Source organism: Sulfuriflexus mobilis (genome assembly GCF_003967195.1).
In the GTDB taxonomy this organism is placed as follows: domain Bacteria; phylum Pseudomonadota; class Gammaproteobacteria; order AKS1; family AKS1; genus Sulfuriflexus; species Sulfuriflexus mobilis.
On record NZ_AP018725.1, the window covers coordinates 1,265,103 to 1,288,520 of the forward strand.

22 protein-coding genes and 1 other RNA gene are annotated in these 23,418 nt (G+C 52.4%); 16 read left to right on the top strand and 7 right to left on the bottom strand.

All coding sequences use genetic code 11. The features are described 5' to 3' along the window. Window positions 1-8 precede the first annotated feature (8 nt). Window positions 9-1,646, bottom strand: coding sequence for an alpha-D-glucose phosphate-specific phosphoglucomutase (locus EL386_RS06375; RefSeq protein WP_126454530.1), 1,638 nt, complete (start codon window positions 1,644-1,646; stop codon window positions 9-11). Window positions 1,647-1,965: 319 nt separating this feature from the next. On the opposite strand from EL386_RS06375, the gene pgi reads away from it, so the two are divergent. The 12 genes from pgi (at window position 1,966) to EL386_RS06435 (ending at window position 14,337) form a co-directional block, all read left to right on the top strand. After that, window positions 1,966-3,621 (top strand): glucose-6-phosphate isomerase, encoded by a 1,656-nt coding sequence (gene pgi / locus EL386_RS06380; RefSeq protein ID WP_126454532.1) that lies wholly within the window; start codon window positions 1,966-1,968, stop codon window positions 3,619-3,621. 2 nt (window positions 3,622-3,623) lie between these two features. After that, on the top strand, window positions 3,624-4,625 hold the full coding sequence (gene glk / locus EL386_RS06385) for a glucokinase (protein ID WP_172597643.1): 1,002 nt from the start codon (window positions 3,624-3,626) through the stop codon (window positions 4,623-4,625). 147 nt (window positions 4,626-4,772) lie between these two features. Continuing rightward, a complete protein-coding gene (locus EL386_RS06390) occupies window positions 4,773-6,839 on the top strand; it encodes a TonB-dependent receptor (protein WP_126454536.1) in 2,067 nt (688 codons plus the stop codon). Window positions 6,840-6,849: 10 nt separating this feature from the next. Next, the gene (locus EL386_RS06395) at window positions 6,850-8,316 is read left to right on the top strand and encodes a PepSY domain-containing protein (protein ID WP_126454538.1); all 1,467 of its coding nucleotides are present in this window, start codon (window positions 6,850-6,852) and stop codon (window positions 8,314-8,316) included. A 21-nt stretch (window positions 8,317-8,337) separates the two neighbouring features. Next, window positions 8,338-8,772, top strand: a complete 435-nt coding sequence (gene exbB, locus EL386_RS06400; RefSeq protein WP_126454540.1) for a TonB-system energizer ExbB — start codon at window positions 8,338-8,340, stop codon at window positions 8,770-8,772. Next, on the top strand, window positions 8,759-9,136 hold the full coding sequence (locus EL386_RS06405; protein ID WP_126454542.1) for a biopolymer transporter ExbD: 378 nt from the start codon (window positions 8,759-8,761) through the stop codon (window positions 9,134-9,136). The genes exbB and EL386_RS06405 overlap by 14 nt, the downstream gene beginning before the upstream one ends. Next, window positions 9,133-9,816 carry an energy transducer TonB gene (locus tag EL386_RS06410; protein ID WP_126454544.1) on the top strand — a complete coding sequence of 228 codons (684 nt, stop codon included), beginning with the start codon at window positions 9,133-9,135 and terminating at the stop codon, window positions 9,814-9,816. The genes EL386_RS06405 and EL386_RS06410 overlap by 4 nt, the downstream gene beginning before the upstream one ends. A gap of 223 nt (window positions 9,817-10,039) precedes the next feature. Then, window positions 10,040-10,810 (top strand): tetratricopeptide repeat protein, encoded by a 771-nt coding sequence (locus tag EL386_RS06415; protein ID WP_126454546.1) that lies wholly within the window; start codon window positions 10,040-10,042, stop codon window positions 10,808-10,810. 47 nt (window positions 10,811-10,857) lie between these two features. Next, on the top strand, window positions 10,858-11,226 hold the full coding sequence (locus EL386_RS06420; RefSeq protein WP_126454548.1) for a hypothetical protein: 369 nt from the start codon (window positions 10,858-10,860) through the stop codon (window positions 11,224-11,226). Between the two features lie 92 nt (window positions 11,227-11,318). Beyond that, on the top strand, window positions 11,319-12,641 hold the full coding sequence (locus EL386_RS06425) for a multicopper oxidase family protein (protein WP_126454550.1): 1,323 nt from the start codon (window positions 11,319-11,321) through the stop codon (window positions 12,639-12,641). An 18-nt stretch (window positions 12,642-12,659) separates the two neighbouring features. After that, window positions 12,660-13,862: a hypothetical protein gene (locus EL386_RS06430; protein ID WP_126454552.1), complete on the top strand. Its 1,203-nt coding sequence runs from the start codon at window positions 12,660-12,662 to the stop codon at window positions 13,860-13,862. A 13-nt stretch (window positions 13,863-13,875) separates the two neighbouring features. After that, window positions 13,876-14,337 (top strand): hypothetical protein, encoded by a 462-nt coding sequence (locus EL386_RS06435; RefSeq protein WP_126454554.1) that lies wholly within the window; start codon window positions 13,876-13,878, stop codon window positions 14,335-14,337. A 248-nt stretch (window positions 14,338-14,585) separates the two neighbouring features. On the opposite strand, the gene EL386_RS06440 is transcribed toward EL386_RS06435, so the two are convergent. From EL386_RS06440 to smpB, 3 genes are all read right to left on the bottom strand, one after another. Beyond that, a complete protein-coding gene (locus EL386_RS06440) occupies window positions 14,586-15,383 on the bottom strand; it encodes an RMD1 family protein (RefSeq protein ID WP_126454556.1) in 798 nt (265 codons plus the stop codon). Between the two features lie 1,009 nt (window positions 15,384-16,392). Then, window positions 16,393-16,755: a transfer-messenger RNA gene (ssrA, locus tag EL386_RS06445) on the bottom strand. 79 nt (window positions 16,756-16,834) lie between these two features. After that, on the bottom strand, window positions 16,835-17,308 hold the full coding sequence (gene smpB / locus EL386_RS06450; RefSeq protein ID WP_126454558.1) for an SsrA-binding protein SmpB: 474 nt from the start codon (window positions 17,306-17,308) through the stop codon (window positions 16,835-16,837). Window positions 17,309-17,395: 87 nt separating this feature from the next. On the opposite strand from smpB, the gene EL386_RS06455 reads away from it, so the two are divergent. Genes EL386_RS06455 through EL386_RS06465 form a run of 3 tightly spaced genes read left to right on the top strand, consistent with a single transcriptional unit; the run spans window position 17,396 to window position 19,559 of the window. Continuing rightward, entirely contained in the window at window positions 17,396-18,784 is a 1,389-nt protein-coding gene (locus EL386_RS06455) for a sodium-dependent transporter (protein WP_126454560.1), read from the top strand. A gap of 6 nt (window positions 18,785-18,790) precedes the next feature. Further along, complete coding sequence (locus tag EL386_RS06460; RefSeq protein ID WP_126454562.1) at window positions 18,791-19,228, top strand: type II toxin-antitoxin system RatA family toxin; 438 nt, start codon at window positions 18,791-18,793, stop codon at window positions 19,226-19,228. Then, window positions 19,215-19,559, top strand: coding sequence for an RnfH family protein (locus EL386_RS06465; protein ID WP_126454564.1), 345 nt, complete (start codon window positions 19,215-19,217; stop codon window positions 19,557-19,559). Before EL386_RS06460 ends, EL386_RS06465 begins: the two co-directional genes overlap by 14 nt. 13 nt (window positions 19,560-19,572) lie before the next feature. Here EL386_RS06465 and EL386_RS06470 read toward each other — a convergent pair whose 3' ends face one another. Next, on the bottom strand, window positions 19,573-20,055 hold the full coding sequence (locus EL386_RS06470; protein WP_126454566.1) for an outer membrane protein assembly factor BamE: 483 nt from the start codon (window positions 20,053-20,055) through the stop codon (window positions 19,573-19,575). 85 nt (window positions 20,056-20,140) lie between these two features. Between EL386_RS06470 and fur the strand changes: the two genes are divergently transcribed. After that, window positions 20,141-20,548: a ferric iron uptake transcriptional regulator gene (gene fur / locus EL386_RS06475; RefSeq protein WP_197722167.1), complete on the top strand. Its 408-nt coding sequence runs from the start codon at window positions 20,141-20,143 to the stop codon at window positions 20,546-20,548. A 116-nt stretch (window positions 20,549-20,664) separates the two neighbouring features. Here fur and recN read toward each other — a convergent pair whose 3' ends face one another. Continuing rightward, entirely contained in the window at window positions 20,665-22,338 is a 1,674-nt protein-coding gene (gene recN / locus EL386_RS06480) for a DNA repair protein RecN (RefSeq protein ID WP_126454570.1), read from the bottom strand. 15 nt (window positions 22,339-22,353) lie between these two features. Next, complete coding sequence (locus tag EL386_RS06485) at window positions 22,354-23,238, bottom strand: NAD(+) kinase (protein ID WP_232020252.1); 885 nt, start codon at window positions 23,236-23,238, stop codon at window positions 22,354-22,356. Window positions 23,239-23,418 lie beyond the last annotated feature (180 nt).

A 23,418-nucleotide genomic window follows, 5' to 3' on the forward strand; every position in this document is an offset into this window, starting at 1 on the left:
AAGTGTGCTCAGGTAACGATGTCCGGTTGCTCGCGGCCACAGCGTGTTTGCAGTTCGGCCAGTTCGCGGGCAATGTTAATCATGTCGGCGAGCGCGACCTGGGTCTCAATGTTATGCAGGGCAGGGTCATTCTCATAGCGCTCCAGGTATACCCGCAGGGTTGCGCCCTCGGTACCGGTACCTGATAAGCGGAAGACGATACGTGATTCATCTTCAAAGAGGATACGGATACCCTGGTGTTCTGTGATGCTGTGATCGACCGGGTCGGTATAGCTGAAGTCATCACAGTCAGTAATGACATGCCCGGCATACTCCTGCCCCTTTAACGTCTCGGTCCGTGCACGTAAATTTTCCATGAGTTGTTCTGCCAGATCGCTATCCAGGCCTTCGTAGTCATGCCGTGAATAATAGTGACGGCCGAAACGTGCCCAGTGGGCGCGGGTGATCTCTTCGACGGACTGACGTTTGATGGCAACGAGGTTAAGCCAGAACAGCACCGCCCAGATGCCATCTTTTTCCCGGATATGATCTGAGCCCGTACCAAAACTCTCCTCACCGCAGAGGGTAATACGTCGGTCATCAAGCAAGTTACCGAAATATTTCCAGCCGGTGGGGGTCTCATAACAGTCGATGCCGAGCGTCTCCGCGACCTTGTCAACGGCACGACTGGTGGGCAGGGAACGCGCCACCCCGTTGAGGCCCTGTTTATAGCCGGATAGCAGGTGGGCATTGGCGGTCATGACCGCCAGGCAATCGCTTGGGTTAACAAAGAAGTTCCGGCCGAGCAGCATGTAACGGTCGCCGTCGCCATCCGAGGCGGCACCAAGATTAGGTGCCTTGCTGCTGCCGTTGAGGTGTGCCACCAATTCCTTCGCATAAATGAGATTTGGATCAGGGTGGCCACCGGCAAAATCCTCCTGGGGCAGGGCATTGATGACCGAACCGGTACTCGCACCAAGGCGCCGCTGAAAGATCTCCGTAGCATAGGGGCCGGTTACCGCGTGCATGGCATCAAAGCAGAGGGTGAACAGGCCGGAGCTGAACAGGGCCTTTATTTTTTTGAAATCGAAGATATGTTCCATCAGCTCGGCGTAATCGCTGACCGGGTCGATGACCTCAATCAGGGTCTCTCCATACTGAAAATGCGCCGGGGCCTCCAGGGGCACATCCTCCATTTCGGCGAGCCGGTATGCCGCGATGCGCAGGCTTTCGGCATAGACCTGGTCGGTAAATTGCGTATCGGCGGGGCCACCGTTGGCGGTATTGAACTTGATGCCAAAGTCACCCTCCGGTCCCCCGGGGTTATGACTGGCCGAGAGTATCAGCCCACCCGCCGCCCGATATTTGCGTATCAGGTGCGAGACAGCCGGGGTCGAGAACAGGCCCGCTTGCCCAAGTTTGATATGCCTGACACCATTGGCAACGGCCATCTTGATGATGGTCTGGATTGCCTGTACGTTATAGTAACGTCCGTCACCACCCAGGATCAGCATGCCGCCATTGAGGTCGGTGGCAACATTGAAAATGGCCTGTACATAGTTTTCCAGATAGTGGCTGGTCTGGAATACGCGGACCTTTTTGCGCAGCCCCGAGGTGCCGGGTTTCTGGTCCGTAAACGGTGATGTGGCGGTATGTAGGATATTCATTTTATTAATGGGTTCTATGATGAATGACTTGTTTCTTATTATGCACAACCTGGGCCGGATTCACATTTTGCTTTTCACGGTGTAAATAAGGACTTAGCGGCTGGTCAGGGCAGCGCATGCCCGACAATGGTGCAAAAAAGCGCATTAAGTCGACAATTGCACATAAACTGTTCTCATTACAGCGTTGTATTATGTTAAGAATCCAGCGCCTGAGGATAGATAATAATAGATAAATGTGGTTTTGCCGAGTCGGTAATCATGGAATGCTTATTGCTAAACAGGATGTATCACCTAATTAAAGACAAAGGATAGCGCGAAGATGTCTCGATTACAGCAGACCAGGGCGTGGTTGGCACTGCAGCAGCATTACAATGAAATGCATACTCTTCATATGCGTGAGCTGTTTGAGGCGGATCCGTCCCGGTTTGAACACTTTTCACTGCAGCTGAATGACATCCTCTACGATTATTCGAAAAATCGTTTCACGCAACAGACCCTCAGCCTGTTGCTGGAGCTGGCCAGGGAGCGTGGTCTGCCGGGCTGGATAGAGCGCTTATTCAGCGGTGACAAGATCAACCATACTGAGTCACGTGCGGTATTGCATACGGCCTTGCGGGAGCGGGCTGATCACGCCGTCATGCTGGACGGGGTGGATATCATGCCCGAGATCAGGGCAGAACGTGAGCGGGTCAAGACACTGGCAGAAAATATCCGTTCCAGAAAATGGCGGGGCGTAGGTAACCAGCCGATAACGGATGTAGTCAATATCGGTATCGGTGGTTCACACCTGGGGCCGCAAATGGTCACCGAGGCCTTGCGACCTTATGCCCTGCATGATTTGAAAGTTCACTTTCTGTCAAATATCGATGAGAACCATATTAATGACACGCTTGAATTCCTGAACCCGAAAACTACGTTTTTTATTATCGCCTCGAAGACTTTTACGACTCAGGATACGATGGTCAACGCGGAGACCGCCAGGCAGTGGTTTGTTAATGCCGTTGGTAATGATGAATACATTCATCGTCATTTTTCGGCAGTGACCTCGAATGTGCAGCTGGCCAGGGCGTTTGGTATTGCCGATGAAAACATCTTCCAGATATGGGACTGGGTCGGTGGGCGTTACTCGCTATGGTCGGCTATTGGCCTGTCTATCGCCATTGCTATTGGCCCCGAACACTTTGAAGAACTTCTTGAAGGCGCCCGTGATGTGGATGTGCACTTCAGGCAAACACCACTGGAGAAAAATATCCCGGTCATTATGGCCATGCTGGGTATCTGGTATAACAATTTTTTCAATGCCCAGTCATCAACGGTATTGCCCTATGATCAACACCTGCACCGTTTCCCGTCTTATCTGCAGCAGGCCGATATGGAGAGTAATGGAAAATTCGTCGACAGGGGTGGGCAGGACGTGGGTTACAGCACGGGGCCGGTGATCTTTGGTGATGTGGGAATATCCAGCCAGCATGCCTTTTTTCAGTTGTTGCACCAGGGTACCAAGTTGGTGCCTGCGGATATCCTCGCGCCGATTTACGACTATGATTGTATTGTCAAACATCATCGTGCACTGATGTCGAATGTATTTGCCCAGACCGAGGCGCTCATGAAGGGCAAGACCCGCGAGGAGGCCTATGACGAGTTAAAGACGACGGGTCTGAGTGAAGAAGAGATACAAGCACTTCTGCCATACAAGGTATTCCCCGGCAACCGACCCACCAGCACCTTGTTGTTCGAGACCCTTAACCCCAAGACCCTGGGCTCCCTGATTGCCCTGTATGAACACAAGATTTTCGTACAGGGCGTGATCTGGGATATTAATTCTTTTGACCAGTGGGGGGTGGAACTGGGCAAGCAACTGGCGAGTAACATCCTGCATGAACTGGATAGTAATGAAGACGTGTCAACACATGACAGTTCGACAAACGGCCTGATCAATTATTATAAAAAATGTCGGCCGGGCAGTGGCCATTAGTCATGCGGATACTGGCAGGGGATATAGGCGGAACCCATACACGGCTTGTTTATGTACAGGATGACACTGTCCCTTGCATCAGGCATGCAAAGACCTATCCCAGTGGTGAATATCCCGATCTCATAGATGTTATCGAAGACTTTCTGTCAGAGCATGCGATTCAAAAACCGTTTGATGCGGCCTGTTTTGCTATTGCCGGACCGATACAGGATGACGGTGTGGCGGTAACAAACCTGCCCTGGTTTATCCGTACCACCGACCTGCAGCTCGCCTTGCAAACAACACAAGTGACGCTGATAAATGATTTTCTTGCCATTGCCTATGCCATTCCCGCCCTGACAGAAAAAAACCTCGTCAGTCTGCAGGAGGGGGAACCCGCGCGGGCGGGAGACAGGCTGAACGCGGCCGTGCTGGGTGCCGGCACCGGGCTAGGTGCCGCGCACCTCGTCTGGCAGCGTGATCACTATCAGGCCTTTAGCAGTGAGGCCGGGCATGCCGGTTTTGCCCCGGAGACAGCCATTCAGGAGCAATTACTTACCTGGCTGCACCAACAGCACGCGCACGTCAGTGTGGAGATGCTCCTCTCCGGCCGTGGTATAGACAGACTTTATGCATTCTTCAGGGACGTACTCGGACTGCCTGAATCCGACACGGTCAGGGACGCCCTGCATAGGACAGACCCGGCACAGGTGATCAGTGAACATGCCCTGGCCGGTGATGATGTCCTATGCAGGCGTACACTGGCCTGCTTTGTTGAAATTTACGGTGCCGTGGCCGGTGATATCGCCCTGCATTATTACCCGGTAAATGCCGTCTACCTGGCTGGTGGTATCGCACCGAAGATAAAGGGCCTGCTGGCATCGAAGGCCTTTACCGAGGCCTTCAGTAATAAAGGCCCAATGCGAGACAACTTGCAGAAACTCCCGGTCAAACTGGTCTTGAGCGACACGCCCGGCCTCGATGGTGCCATCTCCTATGCACGACAGCATTACCTGCCAACCTAGTTGCCCGCCGCAGTCCAGTAAAAGACCAACTGTCTAAGTTGGCTTTTTAATCGAAGACTAACATGCTGCGACAATATGTCGCATGGTGCTCGCTAATTGGGGTCTGTAACATTTCAAACCATTAGAAAATAACAATATGGTTTGTTTATGAACAAGAAATTTACCCGTGTGTTTGGGTTTCTGCTCAGTGGTGTCTTGGTAAGTAATATCAGTTTAGTTGTGGCAGAGGAGAAGCGAACCTCCCTTGACGAGATTACGGTAACCGGTACACGTGAAGCAACGGCCAAGTCTGAGTCATCTGCATCGACAGTGCTTGTGCAGGAAGAAGAAATTCACCGCCTGCGTCCAAGCCATCCCGCTGAGGTCATTAATCGTGTGCCGGGGGTACATGTTAATGTACTGACCGGTGAAGGGCATATGACGGCGATACGCCAACCTATTACAACCTCGCCCGTTTACCTTTTTCTCGAAGATGGCATCCCGACACGTTCAACAGGGTTTTTTAACCATAATGCACTCTATGAAGTGAACGTGCCTCAGGCGGCTGCCATTGAAGTACTCAAAGGACCGGGTACAGCTTTGTATGGCAGCGATGCCATTGGCGGAATTATTAATGTGATGACCCGACCAGCCCCCGCCGAGGCCGAGTTTGAGGCCAATCTGGAATTAGGCGGTCATGGCTGGGAACGTACCTTGCTGACAGGTGGTAACAGCTGGGGCGATGACGGTTTTCGTGCCGACCTGAATATTAGCCACAGCGATGGCTGGCGAGATGACACAGAATATGACCGACAAAGCACCACTCTGCGTTGGGATCGCTTCCTTGATAGTGGTGCATCATTAAAAACGGTATTGGCGGCCTCCTTTATTGATCAGGCGCAAACGGGGGCAGTTTCACGCCCCGACTTCGAAGATCACCCGACTATTAACTACACGCCTATTGGTTTTCGCGAGGTAGAGGCGATTCGCCTGTCATCGGCCTATGAACATGAGACGACCGATTCCCTCACCAGTATCACTCCGTATTATCGCCACAATGTCCTTGACCTTATGCCGACTTGGGCGCTGACATACGATCCGACCCTATTCACCACGCAAAACGATTCGTTCGGCCTGACCTTGAAACATCGCCGTGATTATGCACCGATGCGCACCCGTGTGATCGTCGGTGCGGATATTGATTACAGCCCGGGTAGCCGGGATGAGCAGAGTATTATCCCTGTGAGAGTGGGAAATATTTATAACACTTACACCATTAATCAAACGGTGTACGACTATGATGTCACGTTCAAGGGATTCTCGCCGTACGTGCACGTCGAGACTTCACCCAGTGAGCGCCTGCGTCTGCATGCAGGTCTGCGTTACGATGTGCTTTCCTACGACTACGATAACAAGCTGAGTGTAGTAACCACAGGTTTGCATCGCCGGCCGGATGATACAACAGTGGACTTTAACCATCTAAGCCCGAAGTTGGGCGCAACCTATGCCTGGACTGATGATATAAATGGTTTTATCTCTTATAAGCATGCCTTCCGTGCGCCATCAGAGGGCCAGCTTTTTCGCCAGGGTCGCGCACTGAATACCGTCGATCTGAAACCGGTCAAGGCTGATAGTTTCGAAGTCGGGCTTCGTGGGAAGGTCGGTACGGAGTTTAGTTATGAGCTATCTGTTTACCACATGACTAAGCGTGACGATATTATCAGTTTCCAAAACACAATAGATGGCACACGTGAGACGCTTAATGCGGGCAAGACCCTGCACCGAGGTATTGAGGTTGGGCTTGGCGCAACTATTATGCCACGACTTCGGGTCAATGCCAGTCTCTCCTATGCCAAGCATACCTATGAGGACTGGAGTCCAAAATCAGGCATAGATTATAACGGCAATGAGATTAAGCAGGCGCCAAGATTCTTCGCTAACCTGAGTATCCGTTACAGGCCCATAGTGCTTGATGGTGGCAGTGTTGAACTGAACTGGGAAAGTCTGGGCTCATACTGGGAAGACGATGAGAACAGCAATAAGTATGAAGGCCACGACCTGCTTAACCTGCTGGTTAACTATCCGGTCAGTCGGAGCCTCGAATTCTACGGCAGACTGAATAATATCACCGATGAACGATATGCGACGGGCGCCTCGTTTACCCAGTTCCGCGGTGAAGAATTAACGCCGGGGTTGCCACGGACCTTGTATGCCGGTTTGAATTACAAGTTCTGAGCGGGTCATAATGATATATAAAAGCCTGTATAAATGGCATAAGTGGATTGGCCTGGTTATCTGTGTGCCGGTCATACTGTGGGCCTTGAGTGGTTTGTTGCATCCTACGCTGCGCCTGACCAAGCCCGTGTTGGCAACGCACAAGTTGATTCAGCAACCGTTCGCAGTTGAGGCTATTGTGTCTGAGCCTGCTGCCATCATGGCGAGATATGGCATAAAGCAGGTGAGTAATGCCAGGGTCATCACGATGCATGGCAAGCACTATTATCGCGTAAGCCTGGCTGATGGCAATATATCATACTTTGATATGCAATCGGGCAGCAGGCTTATTGATGGTGAACTACGCTATGCCGAGTACCTGGCGCGTTACTATCTGGGCGATCAGCATACAGCCATCTCCAGTATTGTTGCGGTTAAGCAGTTTAGTGAAGAGTACGCACCGATTAATCGCTTTCTGCCAGTATGGCAGGTCTCTTTCCAGCGTGATGATGAACTCCGCCTGTATATCGATACAGAGAGTTCCCGCCTGGCCGCGGCTGTAGATAACCTGCGCGCCGAGTTGTTGTGGTGGTTCGGGACACTACATAATTGGAGTTTTCTCGATAAGGGTAGTTTGACCCGAATTAGTCTGTTCATGGTCGCGATGCTGGCAATGTTCATCATTGGCCTAACGGGTCTGCTGCTCTACGGCCTGCGTTATCAATGCATGAAAAAGATATCCAGTGAGCAAACATCTACCGGGGTGGCGTACTTCCATCGCACAGTAGGCCTGCTTATCTCGCTTTCGACCCTCATGTTTTCCTTTAGTGGTGGCATGCACGTCTGGCACAAGCTGAGCCCTGATGAGCGCCATACACACTATATTGAAGACAGCTTTGCAGTAGGAGACCTGGTCATTGGTCTGAAGCAGGCGCTGTTCGCATCAAGTCAGCATGGCCCGGTAAAGGCAGTTTCCATGGTGAGAATCAGCAATGAACCCTACTATCGGCTCGTACATGCGACAGCTCAGCGCGACGGCGTCAGGCATGCAGGCCGGGGATCGGCTGTTAGCTATGTACATGGCCAGAGCGGCGCACTATTAGCAGACGCGGACAGCCTTTATGCACAGCAACTGGCCAGCCGGATTTCCGGGCGTCATAGCCATCAGATCAGTTCAGTACAAGCGGTCACACGATTTAACGCCGAATACGGGTTTATCGACCGACGTTTGCCTGTGGTAGAGGTTCAATTCAAGGCAGGAGACAAGCCAAGTTACTATGTCGATCTCGCAACGGGCAGGTTGGCTGCTATGGTTGATGACAGTCGTCGTTTTGAACAATTTACTTTTCGTATGTTCCACAAGTGGCGCTTTGCAGATGGTCTGGGTAAGAACGGCCGTGATGCAATTATTGCACTATTCACAATGCTAAACGTTATCGTGATCATCCTCGGGGTAGTGCTGTTTATTTCAAGGCGTCGTCGAAATACTTCTCGGTAATGGCTTATTCAGGACGGACCAATGGATTTTTTAAAGAATAATCTGGATATGTTGATATTTGGCATTCTCGGCCTGATGAGCTTTCTCATGCTGTGGGTGACGATTGAGCGCTGGTTATATTTCCGCCGTGTAGATTTGAAAAAATTCAGTCACCCGGATGAACTCAATATAGGCCTTACGCATAACCTGACACTTCTTTATTCAGTCGGTGCCAACGCACCCTATATCGGTCTGTTAGGCACGGTACTGGGGATCCTCATTACCTTTCATGATCTGGGTCAGGGGGGCACGGCCGATGTAAATACCATTATGCTTGGTCTGGCACTGGCACTGAAGGCAACCGCTACAGGGCTGTTCGTCGCTATCCCGGCGATACTTTTTTATAATGGCTTGTTGCGTAAAGCGGATGTTTTGACGGCCATATGGCGTAAGGAACATGGCCATGAAGCGCTTTGATTCGATTAATGTTATCCCCTTCATCGACATCATGCTCGTACTGCTGGCTATTGTCCTGACCACGGCCAGTTTTATTGCTCAAGGCCAGATAGCCATTGAACTGCCGGTAGCCAAGGCTGCGGCAGTAAAATCTGATACAAGTGCCATAGAGATTGGGATCGACCGGCTGCAAATAATATATTTTAACCAGGCATCGATCGACCTGGATGGTCTACAGCAACGCCTGGCCGTTACAAGAAAAGATAAGCCTATTATATTGCGTGTGGACGCGAGTGTACCATTCGAAACCTTTGTCGCCGTCGTCGACATACTCAAGGCAGAAAATCTGCAACAACTGACCATCCAGACCCGTCGGACACCATGAGCCCGCAAAGAATCGGTCTACTGGTCTCGAGCATTGTTCATCTTGGGCTGTTGTTAGCCATTTTTTTTACTGTAACGTTTAATGTACCGGAGCAAAGCAGTGACGAGGTGCTGTCCGTATCACTGGCTATGTTTGCCTCTGAAGCCGGACCAGAGCCCATACCTGAAGTCGTGACGCAGGATACAGCTGCCGCAGTGGTCCCCGAAATAACAGAGATTATTCCGGGGCGACAAGACAGCATGGCAGAAAAATTCGTGGAGAAAACAGAATCACTGTCTGCACCGGTCGCGAAAGCCCGGCCCGCAGCGAGGCAAAATCAAGCCACACAGCCAAATGAGGCAGCAGAGATACTGATAGCCTCTACTGACGCGGACATAACCTATATTCGTATGCTGGAACAGCAATATACCGATGCACTCAAACAGGCCATCGAGGCGCGTAAATATTACCCCTCACGCGCTCGGCGCCGGGCGCATGAAGGTGTCGCCGTGGTTGCTTTCAGGGTCGGCCGCGAGGGTGATATTAAACATATCCATGTTGTGCGCAGTTCATCTGTCCGTATTCTTGATAAAGCCGCGGTGAACGCCGTACACAGCGTCGGTAAATTCAAGCCGATCCCAGCGGATATCCGGCGTGAATGGTGGGAATTCGAAGTCTCGCTGACATACAATCTATTGTGAAGGGCACCATGAACCTGTCCCAGCCCTACCTGGGGGTACAATATTTTCCTTGGTTAGCCCGGATGGCACTCTTGGCCTCGTTGAACAATTATTCTGACTAATGAGATGACCTGCGATCAGGACGAAATAGGGTATTTATGCGATAGAGTTAAAGCGGTAAGCTGCAGTACTTATGTCTGTGTTCAGGTCTCAGACCAGGTAGGATTTATACTGGGAGTTTACATTGAAGGACCTCACTAAAGGATTGCTATTCATAGGCATGCTCATGGCAATGCTATTCAGCAGTGCCTGTGCGGTCATCGATGATCGGGCGGCCCGGGCAGTTTCTGACGTGCCCTTGTACCTGGAGGTGGGTGAACTTAATCAGCTACGGATCAGCGAGCTCGAACGTTTCGTGCTGGCAGAGTATTACGGTGCGGAAACCGCGGAACAGGCACTCGAGACGATACCACGCATTGTCCAGGTGCAATTACCCTTTAAGCCATCCCTGCACGGCCTGCATATCGCCTATGGTTATTTACTGGATCACCTGATGATTCGGCAGCCGGACCATCCTGCACTGTCACAAAGTATCGAATTTTATTCCGAATTAGTCAGGCAGCACCCGAATAATGATGTGGTGTTGTACTGGGCGGCGCGCGCCTATGACCGGCGAGGATTGGCCAGCGATGGCTTGGCAGCACGCTACTATGAGCGTGCCATTAAAATCAATAACAATAATCGTTGGTACTTGCGCGACTATATACGCGGGCCAAATCCGCCGCCGTCATCCGCGCCACAGCCCTTTTTTCGTGCCGAGTCGGGCAAGTATCGGCACCTATATCCCATGTATGTACGCCTGGTAGTGTTGGCGGCGACTGACAAGGAGGCAAAACGCTGGAAAGAGGAGTTTCGCCTGCTGAAGGCATGCGAAGGACGTATTTGCGACTTTGGGACCCTTGCTGAGCAGGGAACCTCTGGAGAATCATCAGGTCAAAAGTCGCAGAGTCGCTGAGTATTTACTTGACTAGGTGGTAAAGCGGATTATTATTAAAAACTCATATGAAACGCACTTTATCTAAATTTGTGCACTATTTCTTGTTGCTCGCCCTGGCGGTAGCGCCTCTGTATGGTGTGAGCATGTCGGCCATGGCGCAATCACACAATGCGCATGATTCACAACCGCAAACAACAGATAGTCAGCACCTGGGGATGAGTTGTTGTGACGCACATGGCGGAAAAGGCAATTGTCACGGCTCCACGCCATGTCAGTCGGCCTGTGGTACCTGCATGCATTACAGCATCGGCGCCCTGAGTCAGAGTTTTTATTCCACCACCTATTATTCCTATATCAACGTGCCGATGCCGATGAATGCCTATTACGGTATTGTTCCGCCCGTTGAAATTCGACCGCCCCGCATCCAAGCCTGAATTCTCATCACCCTAGCGTGATGATGTGTTGCCGGACAGTATTTGTTTGGCACGGTGTGCAATGTATAAGCATTCAATCAGGATGACAGCAAATGAATGATATTGATAAAAAAGTCCCCGTTATGGGGAAATCCTCCAGCCCCGAGGTGAGTGCGGACAAACCGGCCGAAAACTCTCGGCGCAGTTTCCTGCGTTCGGCCGCGGCGGTAACCGGTGGTGCCCTAGCCACGGCCACAGGCGCAACAGTCGCGGCCGCAGAGGGCAGTATGGCCGGTATGGACCATAGCAGTATGGGACATGATATGGGGGGCAATGGATACGGTTCCATGATGTTCCTGGAAGGGCATTCCATGCAGCCGGGTCTGATCATTGAGCCGCCAGGCTCACCCGCTGACCATGAAGTGAACTACAAGGAATTCGACATGGATATCCGTCTCGTCGAGCACGAGATCCTGCCGGGTATCAAGACACATTTCTTCGCCTTTAATGGCCAGGTGCCAGGACCGGAGTTTCATGTCATGGAGGGCGACTGGGTCAAGGTCAACTTCACCAACCATACCGAAGAGATGCATACGATTCACTGGCACGGCATTGTCCTGCCTTACACAATGGATGGTGTGCCGATGATCACTCAGGACCCGGTGCACCCGGGACAGACCTTTGTCTATCGTTTTCAGGCGAAGCCGGCCGGCACGCGCTGGTATCACTGCCACTGGGGTACCCCCCTGCATGCCACGCATGCCATGCACGGTGCCTTTATCGTGCATCGTAAGGACGAGCCACTGCATAAGCGTTTTCCGTATACCCGTGACTATACCCTCATGCTCGAGGCCTGGGATATCGATTATTCCCGGGAAGAGATCAATGAGCTGCTGAGAGGCATGAAAGAGGTCAATACCCTGATGGCACAGGGTAAGCTGGATTACCAGACGCATGGTTTCTTCCGCGACTACACCGAGTTCAAGGGTGCGGTTGAGAGTGGTGAATACAAGGCACCGTTCCTGCCCAGCCGTTCGAATGGTCTGCATATTAAACATAACTTCTTTGGTATCAATGGTAAGTCTTATCCGGCAACCAAACGTGTTGGCATCAAACAGGGTGAGTGGATCCGGGTGCGTATGATTAATGCCAGCGGTCTGACCCACCATATGCACCTGCATGGCCATGATTTCTGGTGGGTGGCACAGGATGGCAACGATCTTGAACACCCACGTCATCTGAATACGATCCATGTTGAACCGGGAGGTACCTATGACATCATGATTTATGGTGATAACCCGGGTTACTGGACCTTCCACGATCACAAGACCACACATACCACTAATAACGGGATTTACCCGGGCGGTATGCTGACGGTACTTGAGTATGAGGGCTTTGAGCCATCATACATTCCATCAACGTCTGTGGATCAGTAAGTGAAGAGGGATATGACAATGAATATGAAACTTAAAACACTCTCTATGGCACTTTTGGCTATGTTGGGTATTCAGTCAGTCGCAGCATTGGAAGTCGATCGTGAGGTTATGCCGCGTGTAACCGTTGGCGGTCGCCTTATCGCCACCCCTTCAGCCGGTAAGAGCGAAGGCTTTGCCGCCACTGACGATGAGGAACACAGTGCGGTCGATATTTCTGACTCAAGCCTGTTACTGCGCTTCGACAAACGTCTCTATGATGGTGGTGTGGCTGGAGCCTTTGTTGGCTTTACCAAGCCGGATGCTGATAGTGACCTGGATGATGATATCTATTTTCACCAGTTAAATGCCTTCTTCTGGAATAAGGACTTTGAGGCTGTGCTTGGACGTACACGCCTGCCCAACACCCTGATTGAATTCCCGACCCTGCGTGATGATGATCTGCTGAGTTATACACATGTTCAGAACCTGACCTCATTTGCCGAGAACGATCAATATCAGATATATGGTGATGTGGTCTCGCTGGGCTGGCATATCAATCCTACGTTGACCCTGTCGGGCTGGGTGGGCACGCGTACGGAAACCGATGCAACGGGTGACAAACTGGGAGAGTTCAATGTCAATTCCGCCGGTTTCGGACTGGTTTATGCGCAGCCGGAGGAACTGGCCTACCTGAAGCGACTACGGCGTGCCGGTATTCTTATCGATTACCAGGATGTGGATGACGTCACAGGTGATGACAGTAGCTATTCGGCGATCGCCGGTGCCGAGTGGAACCTGAACAATGACCCGACTCGTAACTGGTCAACGGCAGTGCAGGCCATCTACAACGATGGCCTGGATGGGGCGACACTGGCCGGTCCGAATGGCCTGCGCCGTACGGAATCCTGGTCAGCGGCCGGTTCGGTACGCCTGACCAACAGACCGAAGTTGCTAACCCGCTGGCAGGCGGGGGTGACCGCAGCCTACAAGGATTATGATGAGGCAAATGCGAGCCAGTTCAGTATCATACCGAGCTTCGTTTATCGTCTGGGCTCCGGTGTCGATCTGGTAAGTCAGGTGGCTTACACGAACCTGGATGATGGCCTTGCCGCAGTCACCGGTTATGACCGTGATTACAGTATTATGGCCGGCCTGTCATTCAGTTTCGACATGAAATTCAACGATACGATTGGTGAACGGACGTCGATCCTCGATACCGAACACAGTTACATCCGACGCTAAACGGAGACAGAAAATGATAAATCGTAAACTGGTTATTGTAATGATAGCGGCGCTGACTACCCTGAGTGGCGGCACTTTACGCGCTGCCGAGGTGGATCATAGTGCACATGCCGGGCATGACAAGAAGACTCAACAAGCTTCGCATGACGGCCCGTACTTCGGTGTGAGTAAGTCAGGTAGTTATGATGCCAAGCTGCAAAAACTCGACAAGGTCCCGCCGAGCGGGCGTGCGCGTGAGGCGACTTCGGATGATCGTTATATCATGGAGTCGACATCGGCATTGAACGATACAGCCACACAGTGTGCGCACGGCAGTCGTGGCCTGGTCATGGTGGATAATGCCACCTGGGAAAAGTGTGGTGGTAAGCCACAAGGTGCCGCTAAGGGCGCGGGTTATTATCCGGCCATGCCACCGTGGAACAAGGAGGGCACTGGCGAGGTCCATAAAATGGACCATTCCAAGCATAATATGTAGTCTTCAAAATCAAATGCCCCGGACTGAGCCGGGGCATTTTTTCTTGAGCAGTTTGTATGTGGTTTCGTCGCGCTCATACTTTACACGTGTAACAAAATAGATTGACACCTGCCTTTGTTAGCCTACCCGGAAAGAGTGCAACGCTGGATTGCAACATGGAGACGCTATGGCGTCTGCCATTGAGCGCTGTATCTGGACGGGGCAGGTGACCCGTCATGCTCTTTGCTGAGTGTTTTATTAATGCAGATCTACTGTATCAGGGTCTGAATCTCCTTGGCACCGAATATAATAATCTCAATAGCAATCAGGATAATGATAATCCATTCCAGAAAGGATGAATGCTGATGTTTCTGTTCATCTGCGAGCATCTCGAACAGTTCATGGATAGTTTCCAGCTTTTTAGACAATAACTCCACTCGTTGATGAATCTGCATATAGCGTGCCGCTATATTATAGGTCGATTCAAACTCCGGGTACTCCCAGAAAAAATCCGGCGTATCGAGCAATCCATAATGGAGAATAATGTCACTTTTTGTGCTGAATAGCCGACCGCGAATTTTGGCTATTTCACTGCGACTCAGGGCAATTTTTCCTGTAGTGGCCAATGCTTCTGGAAGATTCGAGTGGTTTTGTATGGTGCCTTGCGCCTGCAACTCGTATTCAGTCAGTTTTAATGACTGCGCGAGGGCATGACTGATAGCAAGCCGTGTCAGCGGGTTATCATCTGTGAGGGTGATGGTATCTTGATGGATACGTACCTCTTGGCCTGATGTTGTGAATCGAAAATGTTCCTGACGAGCACCTTCGATGATAGCATTGTCAAGCTGAAGACTATTTAAGAAAGCCTGGCGTTCATCCTCATCAACTGCCCAGAATACAACCACGCCGTAGTCAAATACCCATGCCTCACCGCCAGGCAAACTAACCAGCACAGCGTCGCGGTAACGTGCCCCACGTATATTATTTAACAGGTCCTGTTCACCCGGTAATGCTAATAACACATCACCAAGATTGAACGCCGATAAACGGTCATTACTAAATACCATGGTTACCTAATCCTATGCATGCCAAGCAGTTAAGTTTGTTATTCTGGCGTGACGCCCGTGTTCGAGGCAAGCCTGAAATTATCGTCAATATACTTGTCCACAATGCCACTGTCGATACTTGACCGTTAAAAATGCCGCATAGGATAAATCTCAAATATTGGCATTGTAGCGAAGATATTATCCGTAGTTTTATCGTCTCCCGCCCCATGTTCCTATCCTCACTGGCCTCCAAAACAAAACGGGTGGCACCCAGAGAGTGTGCCCCGTTCTGTTTGATTGGTGGAGGTGGAGGAGCGACGCGTAGGTTGCACTGACCCGGTACGGGTAGTGTGCTCATGATGAATCCTGCAAGCGTTCTTTGAGACAGCCTAATTACCAGAGATTGCATAGCTGGATCAGGGTATCCCTAATGATGCCCGAAGGGCTTCTAGGGAGAAACTCCGAGGGAGGTTCTAGGTGCATGGCGGGCGCCGCTTAGCGGCATTAGCACTTCCAGTGCGTCATCTGCCCATAGAATCCCTTCGGGGTTCATTATGGATGCCCTACACCTTCGGTGTCAGAGCAACCCGCTGCGCGGTTTCATGTCTCTGTCACCCATCCAAATAAAAAAGACACCCACAAGGGGTGCCTTTTCTATTTGGTGGAGGTGCTGGAGCGTAGCGTAGGTACACCTAATGAAACTCCGAGGGAGGTTCTAGGTGCATGGCGGGCGCCGCTTAGCGGCATTAGCACTTCCAGTGCGTCATCTGCCCATAGAACCCCTTCGGGTTACACCATAGAACCCTATGGGTTCATTATGGATACCCTAACCACTTACAGTGGTTCAGGGCAATCATGGGTACCTCAACCATCTCCTGATGGGTCAGGGCGCGCAAAGAATCCCTTCGGGCTTCATTATGCATACCCTACCCATCTCCCGATGGGTCAGGGCAACCCGGAACGCGGGTCCTCATCCATACCGTCGCCAGAAACAAAAAAGGGCCACCTATTCAGGTGACCCTTTGTTGTTTGGTGGAGGCGGCGGGAATCGAACCCGCGTCCGTCAATCCTCTGCCTTCGGCTCTACATGCTTATCCGCATCTATTAAATTTAACTGTCAGCAACCCGATGGGCAGGGTGCACTGATAGCGATTCCGTTAGGTTTTAACGCATCCACTCCGGACAGGTTTCAGCGCGATCTTATGTGAGTCGACCCCGGTTAACTGAGCGCATAAGCACGCATCAGGCCGAGGGCTTTACGCTGGTGTTTAAGCAGCTAAAGCGTAGTTGTCGTCGTTGGCAACTATATGGTTTGCAGCTGGATTTACGAGGTGATCTGCGCCTCGGCATGCACCTTGGGTTTTGCAATCGGCGTCGAAGCCAGGTCGCCCCCTAAGTGTTACTTACTATATGGGGGATTATAGGCGGCTTTCAAGGGTGAGGCGAGGGAATTTTCGATGCTCGGCGGGTGCTCAGTGCTTCAGTATGCGTGATTTTTCACGCTCCCAGTCCCGGCCTTTCTCGGCGGCACGCTTATCGTGCAGTTGTTTACCCTTGGCGAGGGCGATTTCAAGCTTGGCGCGGCCGCGCACCCAGTACATGGCCGTTGGCACAATGGAGTAGCCCTTGCGGTCTACGGCGCTGATCAGCTTGTCCAGTTCATTATGGTGCAGGAGTAGCTTGCGCAGCCGGGTCGCGTCTGGGCTGATGTGTGTCGAGGCCGTCTGCAGCGGTGAGATGTGGCAGCCGATCAGGTAGGCCTCACCGTTCTGGATGATGATATAGCTGTCTTTGAGCTGCACGTGGCCGGCGCGCAGAGACTTGACCTCCCAGCCCTCGAGCACCAGTCCTGCCTCAAAACGGTCCTCCAGGCTGTAATCGTGGCGGGATTTCTTGTTCAGCGCGATGGTATTGCTGACGACTTTTTTCTTTTTTGGCTTGGCCATGGAGGCATTATATCAGGCTGGCTTGAGCCGGCGAGGAAATTCGCACACAATGTGCCTCATATATATAAGAATAAGCCTGGAGGCTCCATGACATCACCACGTACCTCTATCCACGGCGAATGGTCTTCACGTATGGCCTTTGTGCTGGCTGCTACGGGTTCTGCGGTCGGGCTTGGCAATATCTGGCGTTTCCCTTATATAACGGGCGATAACGGCGGCGGTGCATTTGTCATCGTCTATCTGATCTGCATACTCGCGATTGGCCTGCCAATCATGACTGCGGAGATCCTGCTTGGGCGTCGTGGCAGACAAAGCCCAATCAACTCCATGCGTAGCCTGGCAAAGGAAGAAGGATGTCACAAGGCCTGGCAGGGTCTTGGTTGGATGGGGGTTGTCGGGGGTTTCATGATCCTGTCGTTTTACAGTGTTGTCGCAGGCTGGACGCTGGCCTACGTATTTCGTACAGGCAGTGGAACCTTTGTGAATGCAACGGCTGATGGTGTGAGTTATATCTTTGACCAATTCGTCTCCGACCCGGAACGTTTGCTTGCCTGGCACACGATATTCATGGCCATGAGTATCGTCGTCGTCTCGCGTGGTGTCAGCCATGGGTTGGAAAAGGCAGTGCGTTACCTGATGCCGACATTGTTTGTGTTGCTCATCGGTATGGTATTTTACGCCATGAGCACGAGCGGGTTCAGTCTGGCACTTGATTACTTGTTCACACCCGATTTCAGTAAGTTGACGACGTCCTCGATCCTGACCGCGATGGGACAGGCCTTCTTCAGCCTGAGCCTTGGTATGGGTGCGATTATGATCTACGGCTCGTACCTGCCACGTGATGTCTCGATACCCAGAACTGCCGTGATTGTCGCGGGCATGGACACGCTGGTGGCACTTCTAGCCGGCCTCGCCATCTTCCCAATCGTGTTTGCCTATAACCTGGAACCGGCACAGAGTGCCGGTCTTGTATTCAAGGTATTACCGATCGCATTTGGTGAAATGCCGGGCGGTACATTGTTTGGCACGACGTTCTTTTTGTTGCTCGTATTTGCAGCATGGACCTCGGCAATCTCCCTGCTTGAACCCGTAGTGGCGTGGTTGGTGGAAAACCACGGCATGACCCGTGTGATGGCCTCGGCCTGGTCTGGCCTTACAGCCTGGCTTCTTGGTGTGGCCTCGTTATTATCACTGAATATCTGGTCGGCTTATACCTTGTTTGGTCGGAATATCTTCGGCTTGCTTGAGGATTTGACCACGAATATTATGTTGCCACTTGGCGGGGTGCTGATCGCGGTGTTTGTTGGCTGGAAGATGCGGAGGAAATCTTCGAAGCACGAGATGGACATTGAGGGCGATCACATTGTCTATAACCTGTGGATTTTTCTTATACGCTATGTTTCACCGCTTGCGGTGGCGATCGTACTGTTGAAGGTAAGCGGCTTGCTTGACTGGATCACGCAATTATTGAAATAGAATATTATGCCTGTAATTAGTAAAAGTGCCTTGGTGCCATACTCAGCGGCGGAGATGTATGCCCTGGTGAATGATATTCCGGCCTATCCGGATTTTCTGCCCTGGTGCGGTGCCAGCTCAGTACTGGACAGTAACGAGGATGAAATCCGTGCCCGTGTCGAGTTGGTACGTAGCGGGATAAAAAAGTCGTTTACCACCCTGAATCGCCTGCAAAAAGACAAGATGATCGAGATGCGCCTCGTCGAAGGGCCGTTTCAGCACCTCGAGGGTTTCTGGCGTTTTGAAAGCCTGAACGAGACGGCCTGCAAGGTCATGTTCGATATCGAATTTGAGTTCTCCAGCAAGATCCTGGCGATGACGGTGGGGCCGGTATTTAGTCAGATCACCAGCACCATTGTCGATGCCTTTAGCAAACGCGCGGTAGAGGTTTATGGAAAACGCTGATACACCATCCCGGATCAACATTGAAGTGGCCTATGCCTTGCCCGATAAGCAGCAGCTCATCGCCTTGCAGGTGGAGGCAGGCACCACGATTGAACAGGCCATTCAACAGTCAGGCATCCTTGAACAATTCCCGCAGATCGACCTGGCGAACAGTAAGGTGGGGATCTTTGGAAAGCTGAAAAAGGCCGATGTGCCCGTGCGCGAGGGGGAACGGGTCGAAATCTACCGCCCCTTGATCGCCGACCCGAAGGTGGTGCGCAAACAGCGTGCTGCGGAAGGCAAGCGTATGCGTAAGGGCGGCGGGGATGCTAAAGGGGTGTCAACTCCCTGAGAGGGCGAGTGGCTTACTCTTCCTTCTTTTTCAGGCGTAACACGCCGAGGGTCTTGTCAAAGATGCCTTCGCTACGATCCTGAACCGGCACTTCCACAACCTGGGTCTTTTTCGCCTCGGCACCTGCCTCAACCGGTAGTGGACGAATATCACCCTCAATACCCACCAGTTGCTCCTTATCAAAGTGCAGGGAGACGCGCTTGGTTTCAGTGGGGGCATGACCGCTCTTGTGGAAACGGTACAGGTAGTCCCAGCGTGAAGCGTGGAAGGTGTCACTGATCATAGGTGAACCCATGATGAAGTGTACCTGGCGCTTGCTCATACCGGGCTCGAGCTTGTTGATCATGTCCTGGTTGACGATATTGCCCTGCTGAATGTCAATCTTGTGCACGAGGTCCGGTACCGAATCCGGCATGGAAAATTCGGGCATGGACAGGTTTGAACAGCCCCCGAGCAGGGCAGAGCTGGCAATAATCGAAATGAGAAGCTTTTGCATTTGAGTCTGAATTACACTATCGTCTGAATTCAACAGATTCTACCCCAAATCCTGCGGTGACGCAGTACTCAAACGGATACTAATTGTGGAAAGCGAAGACATTAAAAAGGCCGGGCTAAAGGTCACCTTACCACGGGTCAAGATCCTGGAGATCCTGGAAAACAGCGAATTGCGACACCTCAGTGCCGAGGACGTCTACAAGCAATTGCTTGAGGGCGGAGAGGAAGTCGGCTTGGCCACGGTCTACCGTGTGCTGACCCAGTTCGAGGGTGCTGGCCTGGTCACGCGTCACCACTTCGAGGGCGGGCACTCTGTTTTTGAGCTGGAGGAGGGCAAGCACCACGACCATATCGTCTGCGTCAAATGCGGCAAGATCGAGGAGTTTGTCGACGAGACCATCGAACAACGTCAGCGCGACATCGCCAAAAAGGCCGGTTTCGAGATCACCGACCACTGCCTGTATATCTACGGGATCTGTAAAGACTGCAAGTGAATAAATTCTGGTTTTATAAAAGCTATAAATAGACAGGATTAACAGGATTTACTGGATAAAAATCTCTGAATCAGTTGGCCCTTTGAAATCATGTTAATCCTGTCCAATTATTTTTTCTAACTGGCCGCCTTGCTGAGCATTTCTTTCGCATGGGCGAGGGTCTGTTCGGTAATCTCCACACCACCGAGCATGCGCGCAATTTCCTGGCCACGTGCCGTTTCTTCCAAATGCTGAATCGAGGTGCCAGTGTGACCCTTACCGAGGGTCTTGCTGACGTGCAGGTGATGATGCGCCTGGGCCGCGACCTGCGGCAGGTGGGTCACACACAGTACCTGACGGTTATCAGCGAGGCTGCGCAGACGGTTACCGACGATCTCGGCGACACCCCCACCGATACCGACATCGACTTCGTCAAAGATAAGGGTCGGGATACGTACGTTGTTCGCCAGCACCACCTGAATCGCCAGGCTGATACGTGACAGCTCACCACCGGAGGCGACCTTGCTCAGTGCCTTCAGACCTTGCCCCGGGTTGGCGCTGACCACGAATTCGATTTTTTCCATGCCCACGGCAGAGGGCGTGGCCTGGTCGCGGGCATGCAGGACGATATCAAACTGGCCACCGGGCATGCCGAGTTCCTGCATGTGCGCGCTGACCTGTTTGGCGAGTGCGCGTGCCTGCTTGCGACGACTCTTGCTGAGTGTGTCGGCCAGTGCCTGGTAGTGGGCAAGGTGTGTGGCGATTTCTTCCTGCAAACCCTCGAGACGTGTCTCGGCATGTAACAGCGCATCGAGTTCATGGCGCAGCGTCTCGAATTGTTGTATCAGCTCAGCAGGTTTTACGTGGTGTTTGCGCGCCAGGTCAATAAACAAACCGAGGCGTGCCTCAACCTCATTCTGCCGCGCAGGGTCGGCATCAAGGCTGTCGAGGTAATGACGCAGTTCCTTGCTGGCATCTTCAACACTGGCCAGGGCACCATTCAGGTTGTCAGCAATCTCGCCAAGTCGGCTGTCGACCTCGCGCAGGCCATTGAGCGCGTTCACTGCGCGTGCGAGCAGGTGGGTAACAGAAGACTGTTCGTTTTCGTCCAGCGCCTCGACCTGCTGGTGGGCAGTGTCTTGCAGTCGCCCAACATTGGCCAGGCGGGCGTGTTCCTGTTCCAGTTCGAGGTATTCGTCTTGCGCGGGGGCCAGTGTCTCGAGTTCCTGTACCTGATAACGCAAAAAATCCAGGCGGGTATCGCGATCACTGGCGGCCTGTCGCAGGCGCTCATATTCCTCGTTGGCATCGCGCCAGGTCTGGCAGGCTACGGCCAGTTGCTCGAGCAGTTTGCCGTGCCCGGCATAATCATCGACCAGTTCGCGCTGTGCATTCGCACGCATGAGGGACTGGTGTTCGTGCTGGCCATGGATGTCGACGAGAAAGTCGCCGAGGGCACGCAGTGACTGGATCGGCACGGGGCTACCATTAATAAAGCCCTTGGAGCGGCCTTCGGCGGCAATGGTGCGACGGATCAGGCACTGGCCATCATCATCAAGTTCGTTTTCTTCCAGCCATGCCTGCGCCTCGGGCAAGTCAGCCAGTTCGAAGTTGGCGGTGATCTCGGCGCGTTTACTGCCGGCGCGTACCACGTCGGAATCGGCCCGGTTGCCAAGCGCCAGCCCGAGTGCATCAATCAGGATTGATTTGCCGGCACCGGTTTCCCCGGTGAGCACACTCATACCCTGGTGCAGGTCGAGGTCCAGTTTATCAATGATGGCGAAATCACGAATATGTATATGATTGAGCATGCGCGAATAAGCCGTTTACAGGCGATGACCCCAGTGCAGCTTGGCACGCAGGATTTCGTAGTAGTTATAGTCAGCCGGGTGAATCAGGTGTACCGGGATTTGTTTTTTTGTGATGCGCACACTGTCACCGATACTCAAGTTGACATTCAGCTGCCCATCGCAGGTAACCAGTGCATCTCCGTGATTGTTATCACTGATACGGATCTCGATATCGCTATCGCCATCGATGACGATGGGGCGCTGGCTCATGGTGTGCGGGCAAATCGGTACCAGCACCAGGGCGTCGAGTTCCGGGTGCAGGATCGGCCCACCACCGGACAGGGCATAGGCGGTTGAGCCGGTCGGGGTCGAAACGATCAGGCCATCGGCGCGCTGAGTGTTTACATACTGGCCATTAATATACAGGTCGAGCTCGATCATACGGGCGACGTGGCCCTTGTGAACGACGATATCGTTAAAGGCATCACTGGAGGTGATCTCGCCATCACCGGCATCGTATTCAAAACGCCCATGCAGCAGGAAGCGTTTCTCATCGATGTATTCACCGTCGAGGATGGCACCGAGGCGGCCACGGATCTTCTTTGAGTGAATATCGGTCAAAAAACCGAGTCGGCCGAGGTTAATGCCAAGCAGGGGCACACGATAGTCATTGAGGGTGCGTGCGGCATTCAAAAAGGTGCCATCGCCGCCCACCACGATGACGAGATCCGAATTTTCGCCCAGTTCGTCACGGTCACCGACAGGGATATCCAGCCCCGGCAGCACCATGGCGCTGACCTCGTCAAGCAAGACCTCGCAGCCACGTTCAATGAGAAAGTCATAGAGGGTCTGGATGGTGTCGCCAACACCGTCATCGCGGAACTTGCCAATAATGCCGATTTTCTTGAATTTGCCCGACACGCGGGGCTCCTTATGCCTATAGCTACGTAAATTGTTCTTATTATATAGAGAACATGCCTCGAACATTAACCGAAATTCCCGTCCCGGGCCATAGCCAGCCTTTTCAAGCGCCTGGCTCGTGTTTGATTTGCCCCTGGCACTCTCCTATTATGAGTGCCAAGGGTCCTTGAGGTATAGCAG

Excerpts from the sequence above, each read along its gene's own strand:
- EL386_RS06425 (WP_126454550.1), top strand. The coding sequence starts at position 11,319 with ATGAATGATATTGATAAAAAAGTCCCCGTTATGGGGAAATCCTCCAGC.
- recN (WP_126454570.1), bottom strand. The coding sequence starts at position 22,338 with ATGCTCAATCATATACATATTCGTGATTTCGCCATCATTGATAAACTG.
- smpB (WP_126454558.1), bottom strand. The coding sequence starts at position 17,308 with ATGGCCAAGCCAAAAAAGAAAAAAGTCGTCAGCAATACCATCGCGCTG.
- EL386_RS06435 (WP_126454554.1), top strand. The coding sequence starts at position 13,876 with ATGATAAATCGTAAACTGGTTATTGTAATGATAGCGGCGCTGACTACC.
- EL386_RS06440 (WP_126454556.1), bottom strand. The coding sequence starts at position 15,383 with ATGGTATTTAGTAATGACCGTTTATCGGCGTTCAATCTTGGTGATGTG.
- EL386_RS06470 (WP_126454566.1), bottom strand. The coding sequence starts at position 20,055 with ATGCAAAAGCTTCTCATTTCGATTATTGCCAGCTCTGCCCTGCTCGGG.
- EL386_RS06405 (WP_126454542.1), top strand. The coding sequence starts at position 8,759 with ATGAAGCGCTTTGATTCGATTAATGTTATCCCCTTCATCGACATCATG.
- pgi (WP_126454532.1), top strand. The coding sequence starts at position 1,966 with ATGTCTCGATTACAGCAGACCAGGGCGTGGTTGGCACTGCAGCAGCAT.
- EL386_RS06375 (WP_126454530.1), bottom strand. The coding sequence starts at position 1,646 with ATGAATATCCTACATACCGCCACATCACCGTTTACGGACCAGAAACCC.
- EL386_RS06395 (WP_126454538.1), top strand. The coding sequence starts at position 6,850 with ATGATATATAAAAGCCTGTATAAATGGCATAAGTGGATTGGCCTGGTT.
- EL386_RS06420 (WP_126454548.1), top strand. The coding sequence starts at position 10,858 with ATGAAACGCACTTTATCTAAATTTGTGCACTATTTCTTGTTGCTCGCC.
- EL386_RS06390 (WP_126454536.1), top strand. The coding sequence starts at position 4,773 with ATGAACAAGAAATTTACCCGTGTGTTTGGGTTTCTGCTCAGTGGTGTC.
- glk (WP_172597643.1), top strand. The coding sequence starts at position 3,624 with ATGCGGATACTGGCAGGGGATATAGGCGGAACCCATACACGGCTTGTT.
- EL386_RS06455 (WP_126454560.1), top strand. The coding sequence starts at position 17,396 with ATGACATCACCACGTACCTCTATCCACGGCGAATGGTCTTCACGTATG.
- EL386_RS06430 (WP_126454552.1), top strand. The coding sequence starts at position 12,660 with ATGAATATGAAACTTAAAACACTCTCTATGGCACTTTTGGCTATGTTG.
- exbB (WP_126454540.1), top strand. The coding sequence starts at position 8,338 with ATGGATTTTTTAAAGAATAATCTGGATATGTTGATATTTGGCATTCTC.
- EL386_RS06410 (WP_126454544.1), top strand. The coding sequence starts at position 9,133 with ATGAGCCCGCAAAGAATCGGTCTACTGGTCTCGAGCATTGTTCATCTT.
- EL386_RS06465 (WP_126454564.1), top strand. The coding sequence starts at position 19,215 with ATGGAAAACGCTGATACACCATCCCGGATCAACATTGAAGTGGCCTAT.
- EL386_RS06460 (WP_126454562.1), top strand. The coding sequence starts at position 18,791 with ATGCCTGTAATTAGTAAAAGTGCCTTGGTGCCATACTCAGCGGCGGAG.